Source organism: Streptomyces sp. NPDC051569 (assembly GCF_044454085.1).
In the GTDB taxonomy this organism is placed as follows: Bacteria; Actinomycetota; Actinomycetes; order Streptomycetales; family Streptomycetaceae; genus Streptomyces.
Map to the genome: position 1 here is coordinate 46,355 of NZ_JBITDJ010000022.1, position 19,724 is coordinate 66,078.

A 19,724-nucleotide genomic window follows, 5' to 3' on the forward strand; every position below is an offset into this window, starting at 1 on the left:
CCGGCGAACGGTGAGCGGTGTTCGGCCCTTTCGCGCGGAGTTCTTTCCTGGGTGCTCCGGTACCCGTCGGTCATGTGCCCACCAGCTCCCGGTAGAGGCCGCCGGCCGCGAGGAGTTCGTGGTGCCGCCCGGTCTGGACGATCCGGCCGCGGTCGAGGACCACCACCTGATCGGCGTCGCGCACGGCGGTGAGCCGGTGGGCGACGACGACGAGCGTGCAGCCCAGGGAGACGAGGCGCTGGAAGATCTGCCGCTCCAGTACGGGGTCGAGCGCGCTGGTGGCTTCGTCCAGGATCAGCAGCGCGGGCTTGCGCACCAGGGCCCTGGCCAGGACCACCCGCTGCCGCTGGCCTCCGGAGAGCCCTCCGCCGCCCGCCGTCAGCAAGGTGTCGTACCTCATGGGCATCGCCATGACGTCGTCGTGGATCCCCGCGGCCGAGGCCGCTTCCTCGACGTCGGCGCGGGAGACCTCGGTGCCGCCCCACGCGATGTTCTCCCGGATCGTGCCGCCGAACAGGCGGGCGTCCTGGGTGACGAAGGAGATGGAGCGCCGGTAGGCCGTGGTGTCCGCGCCGGCGAGGTCGTGGCCGTCGACCATCACGCGTCCCGACGAGGGCGTGTGCAGCCCGGCCAGCAGCAGGGCGCAGGACGACTTGCCGGAACCGGACCCCCCGAGCAGTGTGGTGAAACTGCCCCGGGGGACGGTGAACGACACGTCCTCCAGCACCTGATGACCGGACTGGTAGGCGAACGACACGTCCTCCACGCGGAGTTCACCCGCGACTCCCAGCACGACGTCGGTGCTGCGGCGTTCCTGCGGGTTCTCCATGATGTCGCTCAGCCGTGACAGCGCCGCGCCGAGGCCGGAGACCTGGAGACACACCTGGACCAGGTTGGCGAGCGGTACGAGCAGTCCCATGGCGAGCACGCTGAACGCCAGTACCTTGCCCTGCGACAGCGCGTCCTGCGAGACCCTCAGCGATCCCGCGCCGAGGATCAGCAGGGGCGCGCCGACCTGCAGCGCGGCGCTGAGGCCGGAGGACAGCGCCAGCAGCCGCCTGCTGCGCAGGCGGGTGTTCAGCTCGTCGGCCAGCGCGTGGCTCCAGCGCCGGCCCACGACGCTTTCCACGCCCGCCGACTTCAGGGTCGGCATGCCCGCGAGCAGCTCGACGAGTTCGGCCTCGGCGTGTGCCTGCGCCTCCAGGGCGTCGGTGCTGGCGTACTCCTGCCGGCGCCAGAACAGCACGAGGACCACGATCTGTGTCAGTGCGACGCCGATGACCAGGAGGGCGAGCAGCGGATCGGCGAGGACCAGCAGCGTCATGTAGACCAGGATCAGCACGCCGTCGAAGAGGCTGGTGAACGCGGTGACGGACAGCACCTGGCGGATGGTGGAACTGGTCCGCACCCGCTGCTGGAGGTCACCGGGGCTGCGGCTGGCGAAGAAGTCGTAGGGCAGCGAGAAGAGTCTGTCGAGAATGCCGAGGGTCACCGACTCGTCGACCCGGGCCTGGATGGCGAGGAACGAGACGGACCGTACGAGCTGCAGCGTGAAGAAGGCGGCGATCAGGACCGGCAGCCCCACGGCCAGATAGCCGGCCCCGTCGACCGCACGCCCGGGGGCCACGTGCTCGACCACGTACTGGGTGGCGAGCGGGGTGGCGAGATTGAAACCCATGAGGAGGAGCGAGCAGAGCACGAAGGGCGTCCAGCCCGTGTCTCGGGGCAGGAAGAGCCGCAGGTAGCGCCAGGGGTTCTCCGCCCGCGCGGAGCGGTTTCGGGGGCGGCGCCGGGTTCGCGCCGCACGGCCGGGAACCGGCTGGAGTGGCGGGCTGATCCGCAGGGCGATTCCGGTGAACGCCTCACCGACCGAGGTGAGGGACATCCGCCGGCGCCCGTGCTGGGGATCGACCAGGTGCACCCACTGGCCGCTGACACGTTCGAGTACCACGAAGTGGTTGAAGTTCCAGAAGAGGATCGTCCCGGCGGGCAGATCGCTCAGGTTCTCCAGCGGAACGCGCATGCCCCGGCCGTGAAACCCGTGGGCGCGCGCGACCTCCAGCAGCCGTCGCGCGGAGACACCGTCGCGCCCGGTCGCGGTGGCGTCCCGCAGCTCCCGGATCGCGATGTCCTTGCCGTGCAGGGCGAACACCATGGCCAGGGCGGCCGCTCCGCAGTCGCTGGTCTGCGACTGCAGTCGTACGGGGACGCGGGGGGAACGCCCACCGGACAGCCTCCGGCGGACGGACGGACGGCGGTCCGCGCCCGTGTCGGGGGCCGGCGCCTTCCGGCGCAGCAGCCGGCCTGCCTCGACGGGAGGGCCGAATTCCCGGGACACGCCTTTGGCCGCCACGGCCTGGCGCCGGAACCTCGGTCCGGGGCCGGGGCCGGTCTCCCGGGATGGCGTGGTCGTGGAGGAGGCGGTCACGGCACCGCTGCCGCCGGCCCTGCCGCCTTCGGAAGCGGTCGCTGTCGTCTCGGCCGGCCCGGTACCGCTAGGCGACATGATCACGCTCCGGCGTACGGGGGGCCGTGCTCCGCCGGGCGCCGGCGCGCACCGCTTCGGAGAGGGCCTGGGTGAAGCGGTCGGCGTCCTCGGCGCGGTGGTCGCGCGGGTCGAAGCTGATTCTCAGCCGGGCCTGCCGGCCGCGGTCCTCGATGGCCAGGGCGATGCCGTCGCTGGTGAGGCCGGCCGGCCGGGGGAACACGCCCGGGGTGATCCGGAGTCCCCCGGGGGCCTCCTTCATGGACGCGCTCCCGTACACGTTCGACAGCACGGTGATCACCCCGCGCTCGGAGGGGGAGGCGCCGGGGTGCCGGCGACGTGCGCGCTCCATATCCGCGTAGCTGATGTGCCGGTGACGCATCGTCTTCATGATCTCGGCCTTCACATGCCTCAGAATGTCGTCGGGTTCCTCGGAGCGCGGGATGAGCAGCGGGAAAGGAGCGGCGAATCTGCCCAGCAGCGACCGGTCCTCCGTCGCCCTGATGTCCATGGGGACCGAGATTTCGAGGTGCCGCCGGGAGGAGCTGCGGAACACCTCTGCGGCGAACCGGGACATGAGCCACTGGAATTCCGTCGAACCGGTCGCCTCGCCGCGGCTCCGGACGTCCGACCAGGCGTCGGTGTCCAGATGAACGTTCCGGACATGGCAGGGCGTTCGCGAGTGCCCCTTCTCCCCGGGGATGACCACCAGGGAGGCGAGGTCGGCACGGACCCGGCCGAGTGCCTCGAACTTCGCCGTCCAGTATCCGAGGCTGACGGTCCGTGACCTCTTCGCGAACCGGGTCCGCTCCCGCTGGACGGCTCCGAGCAGATCGCCGGCCGGTTCGGGCAGCGACGGCCGACCGCCCCGCAGGGCGCTCCCGTAGAGCTCCCACAGCTCGCGCAGGAAGACGGACCGGCCCCGGCCGTCCATCGCGAGCTGCGAGAAGTCGGCGAGGAAGATGTGCAGTTCGGGTGAGTGACGCAGCAGCCGGAAACGGAAGGGCGGCTGGTCGGACAAATGCCAGGCGGCGACGAGCGAGCGGACCCGCACATGTGAGGCGTAGGCGAGGAACTGGTCCTCCGAGCGGGCCCTGATGTGGGTCCGTGCCATCAGTTCCGCGTCGGTGGGAGGGGGTACCAGCCGCTGGAACGGCTGTCCGTGGTCGTCCCGCGCGATGCGGAGGCGCAGTGCGTCGTGCCGGACGACGAGCGCGCGCAGGGCGTCCTCGAACGCCTGGACTTCCAGCGGACCGTCCAGACGCAGGACTGCCTGGACGGCGATCGGCTCCCGCTCTCCCCGCTCCAGCCGCCAGTAACCGTGTTCCTGTGCGTATGAAAGGTTCGGTCCGGCAGCGGATCCGTTGCGATGCACACCTTTTCCATTTCCACGGAAGATGGGACCGGCCGGGCGGTATATCCGCCCGCCCGGCCGATGGCGCCCGGTGTCCGGACGGGAAAGATCCCGTCCGGACACCGTTGTGCTGCGGTGGATAATCAGCCGCAGGGGTTGCCGCCCAGGATGACCGGGCCGGAGCCACCGATGATGTCCGCGAGCGCCTCGTCGGAGAGCGCCTCGATGTCGACGACCTCGAAGTTGCTGGTGTTCTCCATGACATTCACCTCACTTACTTGACTGAGAGGGACAGTTTCCCTCTGACGACACAGACAATAACCATCGGAAATCAGATTGCACAAGCCCTCATCGGCCTTGTTTTTGACGTTTGATTTCCGTTTTTGAGCACGCAGAAAAAGGCGATCAGCACACTCGCTGAATCACCGTGAGCGACCGCTAAAATCGCCTAAATAGTGTCAAACCATGACCCGCAGAACCTCATCGAGCCGACCTGACGGCCCGAGCCGGAGCGTAGCAACGCGTCAAATCACCTTGACTGAATGAGTCAATATCAGAGTCAAGAGTATGGACGCACTCTTGTCAAGTGTGTGATGATCCTGAGGCGGCGGGGCGTCGTACCCACGCACGGTCGTGCGGCCGCGAACCCGACCCGGATGTTTCCTTGAAGGGCAACAAGTGGACAAGAATCAGACAACGATGCTCGTACGGACTCAAATCGAGAAGGTTCTTGGTGGGGCGGCTGCCTTCGACGACGGTGATCGGCTCGGCGACCACGGTCTGGATTCACTGAGCGTCGTGGAGCTGACGCTGAATCTTGAGGAAGTCCTGGACATCACTTTTGAGGACGAGGAACTCGCCTTCGAGAACTTCGCCACGCTCGGGAGCATTGTCGCGCTGGCGGAGACAAAACTGGATCAGCCCGGCTGAGGGCCGGCCCGGGCATGCGGTACGTCCGAGCCGGCCGCCCCGGACACGGCGGGCGGTCCCGCGGCGCCCGGACAGCCGACGGGCGAGCCCCTTCGTCAGCCGGTCGGCTGAGGAAGGGGCTCGCCCGTCGGAGAAGGCGCGGGGGTCAGAGGAGGCGCGGGCCGGCTTCCTCCGGCGCCGGGGGGCCCGCCGTCCCGGACATCGAGGCCGGGGCGGCCCGTTCGCGATCCGCCAGTTCCGCGGCCGCGAAGTGCGTTAACGATACGTCGAGTTCGCGGTCCCGGCACCAGGACATGGCCATGCTGACCGGCACCCCGTGGACCGAGCGCAGCCACAGGAGTGTTCTCGCGCGTTCCTCCGGAGTGCCGTCCCGGCGCAGGGCGAGAGCGAGGCGCGGATAGCCGTCCGCGAGGACACGCTGGAACGCCGCGGCCTCCCGGTGGACCGTCTGCAGGTCCGCCGCCGCCAGGGGCTGGAAGCCCAGCGGGACGCGCACCAGACGGTCGGCGTGGTGGACCAGCCGGCCCAGCTCGGCGGGTGGCGAACCGGTGAGTTCGAGTTCGCAGGCCGCCTGTCGGAGCAGCCGGCGCATCACGTGCGCGGGTCCGCGGGGTCCCGGAGACGCGCCGACCCCCAGGAGAAGGGCCGACGTGAAGACGCGGTCGGCCAGGAGCCGTACCCGCTGGGCCCGGAGCCCCTCGCGTTCGTGCGGCGGCATGAGGGTGCGCAGATATTCGGTGAGCGGTGCGAAGCCGGGCAGCGCGTAGGGGTCCCGGATGCCGTGGACGGCACAGAGTACGGCGCTCTCCAGCACCACGGCCTCGAAGAGGTGAGGCGTCTGCGCCCGTTTCCGGCCCGGGTCCCCGTCGGTGCGGAAATGCAGGTACGCGAGGAGCAGGTACCGGCCGCAGCGGCATCCCGGGGTACAGCCGGCCGAGCACGGCGGCCCGACGGGGAATTCGATCGCCAGGAGGGGACCGAGCGCCGGCCGCATACGCCGGGGCGCCCCGGCGAGCGTCCCGTTCACGGCGAAGTCGTCCGGCGGCACGCCCAGTTGCCTCAGCGCTGCCATCGGCCGTCCGATGTCCTCGGGGCTCGCTGTCACGACATAGCGGAGGTCCTTGTCCTTCAGGCCGCTGCGGGCGAGTGCGGTGGTCACCTCTTCCAGGGCGGCGCCGTACGGACGCCGCCCCCGCCAGACCGCACTGAGGACGCGTTGCGCGGACGGTGGTATCGCGACCGGCACCGAGAACGGACGGCTGGTGCGAACGGACCAGCGAACGGTGTGGGCGCCGCCTTGCCCCGGGGCCACTCCTGCCAGCAGCGGCGCGGCCCATGAGGTGGCGGTGAACGACGCGAACGGTGTCCGGTCCTGGGTCCGGGCGAGAAGGCCGGGCGGTGGCTGCCGGCGGTACCCGCGGAGCCCGAGGGCCGCGGACGCCGCGTCGAGGCCGCCGCACCCTTCCGATGCACTCGATGTAGCCATTGACCCTCCGATTGACAACGATTACCAACTACAGATTACTGACTGACGTTGACTTTTATTGACTGCCTGTGACATTAGCCGCATCACGCCGCAAGAATGGACATCTCCTCAATCATCGAAGAGATGAAAACGATGTACAAAAGGGGCAATGAGGATTATTCAACTTGCCTATTCACACATTGACAAGATCAGTCATGGAACCAATACTTACTGACGAAGTCGCTCGCGAGGTCCTGTTGACGTGATTGGGAGAGCAATATGTTGCTTAAATCAGGGGCGTTCAGTCTCATTTTCGCACTCGTTCTGTCGACCGGAGCGGTCGCGACCTGGGTGAAGGAATCTGCGAGCAGCTCGGTGACCACTGTCACGGCGGCGGATGACGGACCCTTTGTCGACAAGGACATCCCTTTGTGTTGCTAAGCGAAAACAGGACGCCCCGGAAACATTGCCTCCGGGGCGTCCTGCGGGCCGATGCCCGGGCGAAGGGATCAGTAACGGGTGGCCGTCCGGTCCGCGCTGGTCAGCAGACCGCCTCGGTGGCCCATGCTCAACATGCCCTGCCGGTAGGCCCACAGGGCGCGTTCGCTCTCGCCGCACAGCTCCAGGATCTCCGCCAGTTCCGACCAGGCGAAACCGGCCTGCCGCCCCGCCTCGGACGCCTCCAGCATCATCGCGCCGCGTTCATAGGCCGCCTGCGCCGCGTTCTGGTCCCCGATCCTCATCTGGGCGGCGGCCAGCACGAGATAAGCGCGTGCGCTCTCCAGGCGGTGCTCGGCACCGAGCAGGTCCAGGGCCCGGTGCGCGTGCTCGACGGCCTCTCGCGGCTCACCCGCCATCAGCTCCGCGCGCGCCCAGGCCGTCTCCACATAGGCGACGTCCACGCTGCTTCCCACGGACGACAGGACACTCGCGCTCTGCCTCAACAGGCTCTTCGCCGCTTCCGGGTCGGGGTCGTCCGACTGGAGGAGGACCCCCGCGTAAGCGTTGCGGACACGGGCCAGGGCCCGCTCGTCCTCTCCCTCGGAGTAGATCGCGACCGCCTTGCTGATCAGGGTCAGCGCCTCCGCGGAGCGTCCCTGGCGGTGCAGGACGATACTGGCGTTCCAGTACGCGGCGCCCAGGGCCTTGCGGTCGGTGATGATGCCCGCCTGCTCGATTGCTTGGGCGGCCAGGTAGTCCGCCCGGTGCAGATCGCCCCGTTCGCAGTAGATGCCCACGAGCGTGGACAGCAGCTCCAGGTACGCGACGGTGGGCGGCAGCTTCAGCGACTGGAGCTCCGTGAGAGTGCTCTCCGCCAGCTCGATGGCGTGCGACAGGTCCCCCAGCTCCCGGTAGCAGCGGCACAGCGACATCACGATGGTGAGGCGGTGCAGCGCGGTCCGGCCCTCTTCGAAGGAGTGCCGGCGCAGCGCCTCGAAGCGGACCACCGCCTCCTCCAGGCGCCCGCCGTGCTCCAGCGACCGGGCGGCGCCGAGCTCCGCCGCGTACCAGAGGTCCCGGTGCTCCGACGCGGACACGTTTCTCCGCAGTTCCTCGAAAGCGGCCAGTGACGCCGACGGGTCTCCGCTGCGCATCGCCATTTCGGCATAGCGCAGCTCGACCTCCAGCGAGGTGGTGTCCGGCTTCGTGACCGCGCCGCTCAAATACTCCGGAGCGCATCCGAGGCGTTCCGCCAGCTGCCGTGTGACCTCAGGGGACGGAATCCGTTTGTCGGCTTCGAGCCGGGAAATGTAACTGGGAGACAGATCCTGACCTGCCAGTCCGTCCTGCGACAAGCCCGCGGCCCGGCGCAGCCTTCGGATCCGCGACCCGAGCGTTTCTGTACCTGACACTGCGACCCTCCTTCCTTGACAAGGAATAGACGGAATGTGACCCAGAGTCAACCACTTAACCCCCGAGCAATGCTACTCGCGGCTCGGACAATGAATCCCAGGGCCGCCCTCGCATCGTGATCAGGTCCGTCCCGCCGCCGCCCTTTCGGCTACGTCGCCGGCCGCCGTCCGAACCGGCGGGCACGGCTCCTGCACGCAGGCCCGCAGCGCGGCCACACCGCCGATGAGGGAGTCGCGGAGCAGCTTGACCTCGTTTCCGAAGGCGATCACGTCGAATCCCTCCTGGGTGTACTGCTCGGCCAGATCCGGTCCGTAGGCGAAGATGCCGGCCTGTTTGCCGTGCGCCCGTGCCGCGGCCAGTACCTCGGCGCGGGCCGCGTCGATGGCCGGTCCGGTGAGGACCCCCGGCTGCCCCAGGGAGCAGGCGAGGTCGCCCATTCCCATGAACAGGGTGTCGACGCCTTCGACGGCGGCGATGGCCGCGGCGTTCGCCACCGCTTCGGCCGACTCGATCTGGACCATGCAGACGGTGGTCCGGTTGGCCTGTGCCAGGTAGCCGGGTACGTCGCTGAAGTAGCCCGAGGCACGTACGGGGTTGAGGCCGCGGCTGCCTTCGGGCGGGAACCGGCAGGCGGCCGCCGCGGCCGCCGCCGCGCGGGCGTCGTCCACCTTCGGAACCATGACACCCGCCGCCCCGACGTCGAGCGCGTGCTCGATCAGGTGGTGGTCCAGGTAGGGCACCCGCACGATCGGGGTGCAGTCCGAACCGCTCAGCGCCTGCAGCATGTGGAGCGCGTCGTGCTTCGTCATCGGCGACGCCTCCATGTCGAGCACCACCCAGTCGAGCGGGACGGTGCCGCACAGTTCGGCGAGCATGCTGTTGGCCGTGACCAGGAATATGCCGAGAGCGGGCCCCTCGCCGGAGCGTCGCCGGCGGAGCGCGTCGTCGTGCCGCAGCAGAGGGTGGGGGGTGTCCGTGGTCATGACGGGCGCCTTTCGGGGGAGGTACGGGGGACGGTGGTCCAGTCCGCGAGGCCGGCCGGATCGCGCAGTCGGTCCCAGAGGCCGGCCGGAACGGAAAGGGCCTGGGGCCTCGCCGGACGCGAACCGCGGCCGGGCAGACGCGGGCGGGTGTGCGCCGACGGGTCGGCGGCGGCGTGCAGTCGCTCCTCGATGAGAGCCACGCAGGCCGCCACGTCGGTACCGGTACGTCCGAGTGCGTCGACCCGGAATGCGATGAACAGGCCACCGTTTCCGGGAAGTTGCGGATCGCCCAGATGGCCGGCGCCGGCCACCGCGCCGGCCAGCACCTCGGCGAAGGCCGCCCAGGCGTGGCCCTTGTGGCCCGCCGCGGGCAGGATGGCGGCCCGCGGCGGATCGGTGTACAGGAGTCGCGGATCGGTCACCGGCTCGCCCCGGGGACCGATGAGGTAGCCGGGCGGCACGCTCGCGCCGCTCAGGAGTGCGGCCCGGACGACGCCCTCGGCCACGACGCTGGTGCTCATGTCCGCGATGATCGGCGGACCGGGCGGCGCCGGGCAGCCGAGGACGACGGGGTTGGTGCCCCAGGTGCCCCGGGCGGCGCCCGCCGCCGCCACTTTCCGGCCCGCTCCGGAGTAGTTGACGAAGCCGACCAGCGCCAGTCCTTCCGCGGTGACCTGCCGGGCCAGCTCCGACAGACGTCCGAGATGCCCGGAGGACCGCAGGCCGACCACGGCCGGCCCCGCGGCGCCGGCCGTGGTGAGCGCGCGCACGAGGTGCTCCCGTACGGTCGCTCCGGGAGCCCGGCGGCCGTCGACCAGGAGCGCGCCGGGGCCGGTGCGGCTCGTCCGGGGGACAGCTGACGGATCGAGGTGCCCCGCCTCGATGGAGGCGGCGTACTCCGGCACCCGCAGCAGTCCGTGCGAGGGCATTCCGGCGGCCTCGGCCGCGACCAGGTCCGCGGCGGTCCGCGCCGCGGCCTGCTCGGGGAAGCCCATCCGGGCCAGGGCCGTCCGGCACACGGCGGCCGCCTCGTCCGGGGAGACGTATGCCACGCCCTCGCGCACGTCCGGCTCCGGGCGCGGGAGCGGGGCCGGGGTCCGGGGACCCGTCCGCCCCGCCGGGTTCCCGGAGACGGTGCCGGCCGGCAGATCGGCGGACTCACTCGCGGCGATGAGGTCCACCACCTCACCCAGCTTCCTGGCGCGGGTGTCGATCAGGCGGATACCGGGCACGGAGGGCACCTCGCCGTCCAGGTGTGACCATGCGAGCCGGCCCTCGGCGTCCTGCACCTTGGCGTCGGCGCGGATACGGGCCGCCAACTCCTCGGGCCCCGCCCGCAGCCCGTAGAAGACCCACTCCAGGGAGGGATCATCGATCAGGTCCTTGAACTGGTCGAGGGAGCGGCCGGGCAGCATCACCCCGCTGACGACGATCACGCGGGCACCCCACTCCCGGTACGTGGCGAGGCAGTTGCGCAGGTTGCTTCCCAGCACCTCGTACAGCCGCTCGTCGGCCCGCCAGGGATACACGTCGGCCACCGTGTCGGTGTCGATGAGGGCGGCGGGGACCTGATAGCGGCGGACCAGGCGGCGGGCGGTCTCGGTCTTGCCGGCCCCCGGAGCGCCGGTGATCACGACGACACGCACCGGCGGTGGGAGCGCGGCTGTCATGACGTCCCGCGCGGGACGGCACCGGCGGGCGAACCGTAGGTGCCGGCGTACGGACGCGCGGTGGCGGCGTACGGCGGGCGATGTCGCTCAGCCATGCGTGCTTCCTTCGAGTGCCGGCCTGCCGAGTTCGGAGACGCACAGGCGGAACTTGCCCGTGGAGGACTCCGGCATGCGGTCGAGCGTCTCGAACTCGACCGCGAAGGCGAAGCCGGTGTGGTGGTGGATGCGCTCGACGAGGGTCCGCGCGGTTTCCTTGCGCAGCCCCCCGGGGGCGTAGACCTTCACCAGCAGCCGTTCCGGATGCCGCTGCAGAACCTGGAACCAGTGCACCTCGGGAAAGCGCATGAACAGGTAGGAGAACAGGTACGCGTCCACGTGACCACCCGCCGGTGTCACGATGAGGTCCTGCAACCGCCCCGCGACCGAGGTCATCGCGGGATACGGAAGGGTCGCGTCGGCGGCCCGGGGCAGTGGCGCGGCCAGGTCGCTCGTCTCGTACCGCAGGAGGGGCATCGCGCGGTTGTTGAGCGTGGTCACGACCATCCGGCCGGTCTGCCCGTCGCCGCAGGGCTCTCCCTGTTCGTCGAGGAACTCCACGAACACGTTCTCCGCCTGGATCATCATGGGTCCGCCGCCCGGCTGTTCGTGGGCGATGATGTTGGTCTCGCGCATTCCGTACTTGTCGTACACCTCGCAGTCGAGAACGCGCCCGATGGTGGCGCGCAGGGCCGGCGGCAGCGGCTCCGAGGTGCCCTGCACGGCGCGCAGACCGGGGATGCGTATGTTCCTGCTCTCCGCCTCCTTCGCGATGAGGTGCATCGCGTTCGAGTAGGTGCTGATCAGCTTGGGCTGATACCGGACGAGCTGGTCGAGGACCGCGCTGATCAGTTCGGGTGACAGGTGGAAAGTGTTGAATTCACGGCGGTTGGTGAGCAGGTTCTCGGCTCGGTCGAACAGCTGCTTGAACGACCAGTAGATCTCCGATCCCCACAGCAGGACGAACGGATCACCGAGCTGCCAGCCCTCGCACCACTCATAGGTGCGCAGCTGGTGGGCGCGCATCCACTGGCGGAAGTCGAGGTCCTGTTTGAACTCCGCCCGCCGGCCCGTCGATCCGGAGGAGTAGTTGGTCTGCAGGGTCTTCCGGTCGGCTTCGTCGGAGACCAGCTGGTCCTGCTCCCGGATCAGTACGTCGCGGGTGAGCAGCGGCAGCTTGCGCAGGTCCTCGGGCGAGTCCAGATCCCGGATGCCGCGCTCGTCCATCACCCGGCGGTAGTACGGCACCGTGCGATAGGCGTGCAGGAACGTCGTACGGAGCTTTTCGAACTGCAGTTCCGCGATCTCGGCCGGCGTCCTCTCCTGGTGGGAGCGGAGCTGGGCGAGGCGCTCGCGGACCGGTCCGCGACCGCGCAGACGCTGCTCCTGCCAGTAGAGGGACTCGGCAAGCCTTCTGGGAACAGGCATGACGCGACAGCCTTTCAGGGTTGGTGGAATCGCCGGTAGCGGTCGAGGGCGAGGGGCGGATCCGCACCGGGCGCGGTCCGGCCCGGCCGGTCGAACCACCGGGCTCGCCGCGCCACGAAGTCGTGCTCGACACTCCCGCCGAACCACGCGGCCAGCACCGCGGAGTGGCTGAAGGAGGAACCGGCGTCCTCGATGTCGACGTTGTCGTCCCAGTCGTAGAAGAGGACCTCCCGCCCGGCGGCCAGCGCCTCACCGATCTCCGCGAGCACCTCCTCCGGGACCAGCTGGTCCAACGCGTACAGGTAGGCCGGCAGGTAGATGAGGTAGCGGGCGTCCACCAGCCCGGCGGGGCGGCCCGCGTGGCACAGCGTCGTGGCCCGGTAGTCGAAGCCCTCCCCCCGCTCCGCCTCCGGCGGGCGTTTGTCCGCCGGGCGCGTCAGCATGGGCAGGTCCGTGGCACCGTCGACCAGCTTGAGGGCCTGCCAGACGCTCTCCACGGAACAGGCCGAGAGGTGCGGGGGCTGCCCAGGCACCGGAATGCGCCAGTCCGGATCATGATGGAACGGGTTCATCGTCATGAAGCGCCGCATCGACGCCGGCGCCGCGAGGGCGGTGTCCACACAGAGCGCGGGGCCCCTGGTACTCGCCGTTCCGACGGCCCGGGACACCGCCCGGCACCGGCCCGGCCGTGCCGGGAGGGGCTTCGGGCCGGTCACGGCGCCGCGGCGTACGCGGACAGCCGCGCGGCGAGATCCTCGGCGCCGACGCCGGTCGCGGACAGGTCGAACTCCGTCCAGGAAGGCCCGGTGTCGATCCGGGTGCCCTCGGGCAGGTCCCAGGTCCGGCAGTGGCGCTCCAGCTCGGCGACCCGGTCGGCCGCCGGGGCGGTGGCCGCGTGCACCGGTACGCACCGGACGCGTGTGCCGCGTACGTAGACATCGGCCTCCGCGCCCCGGTGGGTCAGCCACCACTGCGGGCGCTCCTGCCGGTAGGCGTTGCGACGCTCCCAGTCCACCAGACGAAGGCCCAGCTCACGGGCGGCCGCGTGGAGGGCGGGCGGCAGATCCGCGAACGGGACCACCACGACCGCCGCGCCCAGGCCCGCGTAGAGCGGCAGTTCGTCGGCGCGCGGCAGATCGGTGAGGTAGACCACCAGCGTGCCGGTCGGCTCCGCCCGGGCGGCCGGTTCCGCCGGTTCCGCCGCTTTCGCGGGAGCGAGCGCGGCGGCCAGCCGCCGGGCCAGCTCGCCCTCGCCGTCATCGTGCGCGCGGGCCAGCGGTCCGTCGGCCGTGCCGCCCCCGGGGACGACCGCCCAGGCGGCCGAGCGGCCGGGCCGGCCGGCCACCGTCTCCTGCAGCGGTTCCAGCCAGTCGGCGTGGGTCTCGAAGGACCAGCGGTATCCGAGGTCCTCCTTCTCCAGCATCAGCGTGCTCATGTTGTGGACGTCGAGGGGCGCTTCCAGGGCCTGCGTCTCCACGGCGAAGCCGTGTTCGCGCAGGAACGCCTCCCGGCGGGGGTTGTTGCTGAGCAGCCGGACGCCGGACACGCCGAGGTGGCGCAGGATCGCCGCGACCGGCTCGTAGGACCGGGCGTCGACGGGTGCGTCGAGGCGCTCGTACACGGCGTCGGTGTCCAGGTTCTCCTGCTGGCGCATCGCGTAGATGGCGAAGTGGGCGGCGATGCCGAGTCCGCGGGCGTCCTGGTCGACGCCGTACAGCAGCAGTCCGCGGCCGTCGCGGGCGAAGCTCTTCATGGCTTCGTCCAGCTGATATCCGCAGTCGCACTGCGCCGAGCGCAGGACATGACCGAAGACGCACGCCGACTCGATGCGCAGGGGGACGGGCCGGCCGTCGGCCAGGTCGCCGGTGTAGGCGGCCACCCACCGGTCACCGCCGAAGTCGAAGTGCCAGAGCACGAAGGGGGTTTCCCCGTTCTCCCAGCGCAGCGGCAGATGGGCGGGGCCGTCCGGGGTGGGGACGGGCAGGGGTTCCGGGACGTTCCCGGTGCGCGCGCTCATGGGATCAGCACCGCCTCGGCACCTTCCTGCTGACGGATCAGGGTCATACGGGTGTGTGAGTCGATGGGGTGATGCGGCGCGCCGAACGCGAGGAACTCCAGCGGCTGGTCGTCGAGCGGTCCCTGGACACCGTGCGGGTACTCGGCCGGTACGTAGATCGAGTCGCCGGTGCGCAGCACGTAGTCCTGCCCGTCGATGTGCAGGCCGCCGTTGCCGTTGAGGACGTACAGCAGGTGCGCGCCTTCGTGGACGTGGAGGGGGAAGCCGGCGCCCGGGTTCATGATGATGCGGTCGACGCCGATGGGGAGTCCCCCGGTGATACGGGCGGAGGCGCCCGCGACCCCGGTGATGTCCCGCAGCCGGACGCCCGCGTCGTCGTACATGGCGCGTTCCGCCGACTCCAGCACGTTCGCTATGTGCTCGTCGGGATTGAAAGTCCTGCCCATTTCTACTCCTCAGAAGGAATTGGACGATTCAAAGGATCGCATCGAATTCTAGACTAGAGAATTACGATGAACGAGTCAACGTTTATTGACTGACGTGACTGATGGTTATTCACGTCGTCCGGAGGGTTCGGGTACGCGCGGGGAATCAGCGGGAATCTCCTCCCCGGCGGCGGGCACCGTGGCACCGGACGGCGGCACCGGACGGGCCGCCAGCGCCTCGCGGACGGCGTCGAGCCGGCCCGTTTCCGCCAGTGAGCGCAGGACGGGACCCGCCAGCTCCCCCTGGAGCCGCTTGGCGAGCACCTCCCGCAGCGCGTCGCGCTCCGCCAGCAGGTCGGTCAGCGCACCGTCCCCGTGCGCCCCGTGCGGAGGCCGGTGACGGGCCGCATGGCGCCCGCGCGTCTCCTCCGGGACGAGGACGCCGAGCCGGTCCGCCTCCTGGCGGACCAGTACCTCCCCCAGCGCCCGGTCCACCGCCCCGGGATCGACGGCCGACAGGTGGTCGATCAGCGCGGTCGCGGACACGCCCAGGAGCCGGCTCACCTCCCGCTCGGTCCGCTGCTGGCGGACCACGGTCAGCAGCTTCTCCCAGTAGAACGTGGGCTCGAAGTCGAAGTCCGGGGTGAACGGCGGGCGCCCGGCCTCCAGCGTTCCGCGCATGTGCGTCAGCAGGGCGCGGGCGTCGTCCCGCTTGGCGTCGGGCGCGGTGCCGCGCGTGAAGGAGCGCAGTGCGTCGAGCTCGGCCTCCGGCAGGCCCAGGCTCCGGCCGTCCTGGAGCACCCGGCCCCAGGAGCGCTCGGGGTAGAACGTCTCCTTGGCCGCCCGCACGAGCCGGTCGTGCGTCACGGCGCCGATGTGCCCGGCGTCCCGCGCGGCGGCCAGGCCGTGACGCAGGTTCACCATGGCCTCCGACAGGGAGCGGTAGCCGTCCTCCGCCGGGGCGTGCACGATCGTCACCTCGTCGTCGTCCGTGTAACGCCCGTCACGGAACGCCTCGAAGATGCCGCCGACCCCTTCCATGCCGAAGGTGTGCAGTTCGGCGGCGCGCAGCGCGCCCATGCTGGACGCCCCGAAGACACGGACACCCTTGCTCAGCGCGAACAGGATCTCCTTGTGCCAGACCGTGGGCACCTGCTCGAACAGCCCGTCGACGATGCCGATGGCGGCCGGCGGTTCCCGGTCCAGCACGAGGTCGGTGATGTCGCCGCAGCTCACGGGAGGCAGGTAGTGGGCGTCGAGCAGTTCACGGGCCTCGTCCAGGGGCAGGCTCGGCCCGAGGAAGACGTACGTGGCCGTCATGACGCCTCCTGGGCGCGGGCGAGGCGCTGCTGGGCGCGCGGCCCTGGTGTGTATCCGATGAAGAGCGAGTAGTACTCCAGCCCTGGGACCACCACCTTGACGGTGGGGATCTCCAGCTCCGGCCGGGTGAGGTCGACGGTGAGCACGTTCTCGACGCCCACCTTCCTGAGCCGGCGGAGCAGCTCGGCGAGATCCTCGTTCAGGGTGTCGTGGTCGAAACCGGCGGAGGGATCGAAGCGGTACGCGCCCGGTGCGGAGAAGAAGATCTTCCGGGTCCTGGCCAGGGTCCGCGCGTCGTTCTGCGCGTCGTACATGGTGCGGAAGTTCTCGTCCCGGCTGGCCGCGATGACCGTGATCCTGCTCTGGGCCGCTTCGGTCAGCGCACGGGACAGCGCGACGGCGGGGGACGTGTGGGCCCCGTACCCCCAGCACGCGCCGAACGACCTCCAGGCGACCCTGTCGTCGCGCTCCAGGACGCAGCACTGGAAGGCGGGCACGCCGGTGTCACAGGTGACGTCCCAGACCGCCACCTCCATCCCGGCCTCGTCGAACGTCTTGAGCAGTCCGGAGCACAGCGGGTCGCCGACCGTGGACAGGTCGAGCTTGCGCGCGTCCACGTCATCGGGACCGCGCAGCCCCTGCCACCACATCGTCAGGGCGTCGCGTTCCACCAGTTCGCAGATGCCGTGAATGATCGCTTCGATCATGTTGTTGCCGGACGCCAGCCCGTTGGAGCTCACCCGGAAGGTGCTCGCCGCGTAGTCCATGCCGACCTTGTTGAGCCGGACGTTCTCGTGCGGCAGCCACATCGGGGCGTCGGTCAGCAGGTCGTACCCCTCGGTCCACAGCATCGGCAGATCGGTCCGCAGCCGGGCCCGCGCCGGGGTCTCGCGGCTGCCCCCGACGGTGTCCAGGCCACCGCGCAACGGCAGCTGGCCGACGTCGAGCACCGGCAGGCGCCGGCGCAGGTTCTGGTACGAGTCGTGGCGGAGCGGGCCGTCGAAGAACTCGGCGTGCCAGTACTCGACCGACTCCATCAGGGCCGACACGGCGGCCGAGTCGTGATCGGCGCCTTTTCCCTGGGAGACGGACAGGGAGCGGGAGTTGGGCCGGATCGCGTTGTAGACGGGGATGCCGATCCAGTCCAGGCCCGTCACGTTGGCGAGACGGGTGATGCCCATCTCCTTCATCCGGCCGCCGTAGTCGGCCAGCGTCTGGGACGGCGGACGGGAGCGATGGGTCCCGCCCCGGTGGTCCTTGGGAATGGGAGTCTTGAGCGCTTGCACGGACGTCACCTCACCGTTCACTGTTCCTGCGTGGGGAGTTGGACCACGACGCATTCACCGTCGGCCACCAGGGCGATGGCGAAGCGGCGCAGGCCGCGCGTGGTCCGCGCGGGCAGCTCGACCGACAACCCGGTCGCGCCGGCCCGCAGGGGACGGGGCGCCCCGGGTTCTTCCGGGTGCCCGCCGATGGGCTGGCGGCATGCGGTGTACCAGCCGTCGGAGGTCAGTGGCTCCGCGAACTCGACGCGCACGCGCGAGGCGTCGATCTCGATGCGGCCGGGGGGCCTTCCGCCGCTCGGCACGGTGCAGGCGGGACCGCACCGCTCGCAGACGTAGAGGTCGCGCACGCCACCGGTGGTCCACCGGGGTACGAGCTGGAGCACGAGCAGTCGCCGGCCGCAGAAGTGGCGCAGACCGGTCGCGCGTTCCGGGCTGTATCCCAGGGCCCCGCTCAGGTAGTCGTGGATGTCCGGACCCCGGCGGCTGAGGATCCTGCTGAGGAAGGCGGCCAGGGCCCGGTCGGCGACGGAGTCGGTGACGGGTTCCCCGGCGGGGACGGTCCCCGGGCCGGCCGCGCCGGGGGCGGGCCGGGCGGGGTAGGCGGCGCGCCGCGCCAGGTGTTCCAGCATCTCGGCGAGCCGTCCGCCCTGCCCGCTCGGGTAGTCCCCCGCGGCGACGGCCGAGCGTACGGTCACGGCCTGCAGCAGGCGGCTCGCGGCGCGATCGGGTGCGTGATCAGGCATGCGCGGTTCTCCTCACGGCCGGCGCCACGCGGAACGCGGAGAACGATCCGGCCGCCACGTGGACGAAGGTCAGGTGGTCGGTCCGGGTGGCGGGGACGGTGCACCGGCCGGCCGCCGCGGTCCGCCAGACCGGCCGCGGGAGGGCGCCGCCCGGCACGATCGCGCAGACGCCCGGCAGCCCGGTGCCGTCCCAGCGGACCGTGCGGGAGAGCGTGTCGAAGTGGAGGTCCCCGGGGAGGGGGCCGGGCGGGGGCGCGGGGAGATCACGTACCACCGCGTGCTCGGGGCAGCGGGCGACCAGCCTGCGGTATCCGCTGTAGAGGAGAGCGGTGTGCTCCTCCTCCACCGTGGTCCGGCCGCACAGCGGACAGGGAGCGCCGGGCCGGCGGGAGGTGAGGGAGCACAACGACTGCCAGCCGGGAGCACCGTGGTCCACCGCCGTGGTGCGGGCCAGCATGCGGGCGATCAGGTGGTCGAACCGGGTCGACCCGCCGGCGCGAAGCGATCCGGCGGCGGCCGTGGCCAGGGCGCTCGCCGTCGTGGCGGCACCGTGTCCGGCCGCCAGGTCCGCCGCGAACAGCAGATCCACCCCGGCCTGCCAGGCGCGGCCGGGAGCACGCTCCGGCTTCGCGGCCCGGGGTGCGCGCTCACCGCCGGATTCCTCCGGGGCGGCCGGCGTGTCACCGGGCACGGGCGGGCCGGCCGGGACGGCGGACCGGCGGCCGGTCCGCACCGGAGGGGGCGGCAGCGCGAGGTCCGGGTCGCCCAGGCAGACGTACGAAGCCGCGCCCTCGGGGGCCAGCTGGTTGATCCGCAGGGCGACCTCGCCGACCGTCGCACCGTCCTCCAGCACCCGGGTCACGGCCACGCCGAGCTGCGGTGTGCCGTGGTTGATGCGGATCGAGGCGACCACGGCGGCCGCGTGGTCCGCCCGCAGCAGGTGCTGGGAGAACTGGAACCTGGCCTGGAGCAGCCCTCCGTGCGGCTGATAGGCGGAACAGGAGAGCATGACCACGAGCCGGGCGCGCACGGCGGAGGCGCCGTGGTAGGCGACGAAGCCGGTCTTGTGGTCGAGCCGGCACGTGCCGCCCGCCTGGCAGGGCAGGAAGTGCTCCTTGTCGCGACCGGGCTTCGGCGCCCGTGGGCCGACGCGCAAGCACAGCACGTGGTTGCCCACCCGGAAATCCGCTCCGTTGCCGTGGCTGTGCAGGACGAGTGCCTCGACGCCCTCGGTCAGCCGGGCCATGAACGCGTCCGCCTGCCCGGAGCCGTAGGCGCCGGGCAGTGCCGCCGGAGGTCCGGAGGCGAAGTCGCAGTACAGGGCTGTGCGGTGACGGTGCCTCGGAGCGGGCGCGGCCAGCCGTCGGGAGCGGTCCACCAGGAACGCCGCCTCGGCGGCGTCCTCGGGCAGCGGCAGCAGGCCGATCGGCACCCGCGACGAGCGCCCCGTCTCCATCACGCGGTCGACGGTCCCGAAGTCCAGATCGGACTCCGGTGCCAGCAGGAACACCGAGGAGTACCGCTCGGCGGCGTCGGTCAGGGCGTCGAGCGCGGACGCGCGGTCGACGAAGGTCCGCACCGGGCGGCCGAGGGCGTGCGCGTAACCGAGGACGAGGTCGTCGGCCGGGCCCCATCCCATGACGACACCGCCTGCCGAACCGGGCGGCTCCGCCGTGCGGACACCGGGCCGCACATCCTGCCCCAGGGAAATTGACACGCTAGTCACAA

15 protein-coding genes are annotated in these 19,724 nt (G+C 70.8%); 1 reads left to right on the forward strand and 14 read right to left on the reverse strand.

Going from position 1 to position 19,724, the window contains the following annotated elements:
- Positions 1-70: 70 nt before the first annotated feature.
- Together ACIBAE_RS25390 and ACIBAE_RS25395 are read right to left on the reverse strand one after the other, a co-directional pair.
- Positions 71-2,506, reverse strand: coding sequence for a peptidase domain-containing ABC transporter (locus ACIBAE_RS25390; protein ID WP_399289635.1), 2,436 nt, complete (start codon positions 2,504-2,506; stop codon positions 71-73).
- Positions 2,496-3,860 (reverse strand): condensation domain-containing protein, encoded by a 1,365-nt coding sequence (locus ACIBAE_RS25395; protein WP_399289637.1) that lies wholly within the window; start codon positions 3,858-3,860, stop codon positions 2,496-2,498. The genes ACIBAE_RS25390 and ACIBAE_RS25395 overlap by 11 nt, the downstream gene beginning before the upstream one ends.
- 657 nt (positions 3,861-4,517) lie before the next feature.
- On the opposite strand from ACIBAE_RS25395, the gene ACIBAE_RS25400 reads away from it, so the two are divergent.
- On the forward strand, positions 4,518-4,769 hold the full coding sequence (locus tag ACIBAE_RS25400) for an acyl carrier protein (protein ID WP_399289639.1): 252 nt from the start codon (positions 4,518-4,520) through the stop codon (positions 4,767-4,769).
- 145 nt (positions 4,770-4,914) lie between these two features.
- Here the strand turns inward: ACIBAE_RS25400 and ACIBAE_RS25405 are convergent, their stop codons facing one another.
- The 12 genes from ACIBAE_RS25405 to ACIBAE_RS25460 form a co-directional block, all read right to left on the reverse strand.
- Positions 4,915-6,255 (reverse strand): alanine--tRNA ligase-related protein, encoded by a 1,341-nt coding sequence (locus tag ACIBAE_RS25405; protein WP_399289641.1) that lies wholly within the window; start codon positions 6,253-6,255, stop codon positions 4,915-4,917.
- A gap of 488 nt (positions 6,256-6,743) precedes the next feature.
- Entirely contained in the window at positions 6,744-8,087 is a 1,344-nt protein-coding gene (locus tag ACIBAE_RS25410) for a helix-turn-helix domain-containing protein (RefSeq protein ID WP_399289643.1), read from the reverse strand.
- A 120-nt stretch (positions 8,088-8,207) separates the two neighbouring features.
- The gene (locus ACIBAE_RS25415; RefSeq protein WP_399289645.1) at positions 8,208-9,071 is read right to left on the reverse strand and encodes an HpcH/HpaI aldolase/citrate lyase family protein; all 864 of its coding nucleotides are present in this window, start codon (positions 9,069-9,071) and stop codon (positions 8,208-8,210) included.
- Positions 9,068-10,741: an Ldh family oxidoreductase gene (locus ACIBAE_RS25420; RefSeq protein ID WP_399289647.1), complete on the reverse strand. Its 1,674-nt coding sequence runs from the start codon at positions 10,739-10,741 to the stop codon at positions 9,068-9,070. Before ACIBAE_RS25420 ends, ACIBAE_RS25415 begins: the two co-directional genes overlap by 4 nt.
- An 87-nt stretch (positions 10,742-10,828) precedes the next feature.
- Positions 10,829-12,205, reverse strand: coding sequence for a phenylacetate--CoA ligase family protein (locus ACIBAE_RS25425; protein ID WP_399289649.1), 1,377 nt, complete (start codon positions 12,203-12,205; stop codon positions 10,829-10,831).
- A 14-nt stretch (positions 12,206-12,219) separates the two neighbouring features.
- On the reverse strand, positions 12,220-12,783 hold the full coding sequence (locus ACIBAE_RS25430) for a DUF6939 family protein (RefSeq protein WP_399289651.1): 564 nt from the start codon (positions 12,781-12,783) through the stop codon (positions 12,220-12,222).
- 134 nt (positions 12,784-12,917) lie between these two features.
- Positions 12,918-14,222: a hypothetical protein gene (locus ACIBAE_RS25435; RefSeq protein ID WP_399289653.1), complete on the reverse strand. Its 1,305-nt coding sequence runs from the start codon at positions 14,220-14,222 to the stop codon at positions 12,918-12,920.
- Entirely contained in the window at positions 14,219-14,668 is a 450-nt protein-coding gene (locus ACIBAE_RS25440) for a cupin domain-containing protein (RefSeq protein WP_399289655.1), read from the reverse strand. Before ACIBAE_RS25440 ends, ACIBAE_RS25435 begins: the two co-directional genes overlap by 4 nt.
- Positions 14,669-14,773: 105 nt before the next feature.
- Positions 14,774-15,967, reverse strand: coding sequence for a TfuA-like protein (locus ACIBAE_RS25445; RefSeq protein WP_399289657.1), 1,194 nt, complete (start codon positions 15,965-15,967; stop codon positions 14,774-14,776).
- Entirely contained in the window at positions 15,964-17,253 is a 1,290-nt protein-coding gene (locus ACIBAE_RS25450) for a YcaO-like family protein (protein WP_399289659.1), read from the reverse strand. The genes ACIBAE_RS25445 and ACIBAE_RS25450 overlap by 4 nt, the downstream gene beginning before the upstream one ends.
- Before the next feature lie 17 nt (positions 17,254-17,270).
- Positions 17,271-17,996 carry a hypothetical protein gene (locus ACIBAE_RS25455; RefSeq protein WP_399289661.1) on the reverse strand — a complete coding sequence of 242 codons (726 nt, stop codon included), beginning with the start codon at positions 17,994-17,996 and terminating at the stop codon, positions 17,271-17,273.
- The gene (locus ACIBAE_RS25460) at positions 17,989-19,713 is read right to left on the reverse strand and encodes a hypothetical protein (RefSeq protein ID WP_399289663.1); all 1,725 of its coding nucleotides are present in this window, start codon (positions 19,711-19,713) and stop codon (positions 17,989-17,991) included. Before ACIBAE_RS25460 ends, ACIBAE_RS25455 begins: the two co-directional genes overlap by 8 nt.
- Between the last annotated feature and the right edge of the window lie 11 nt (positions 19,714-19,724).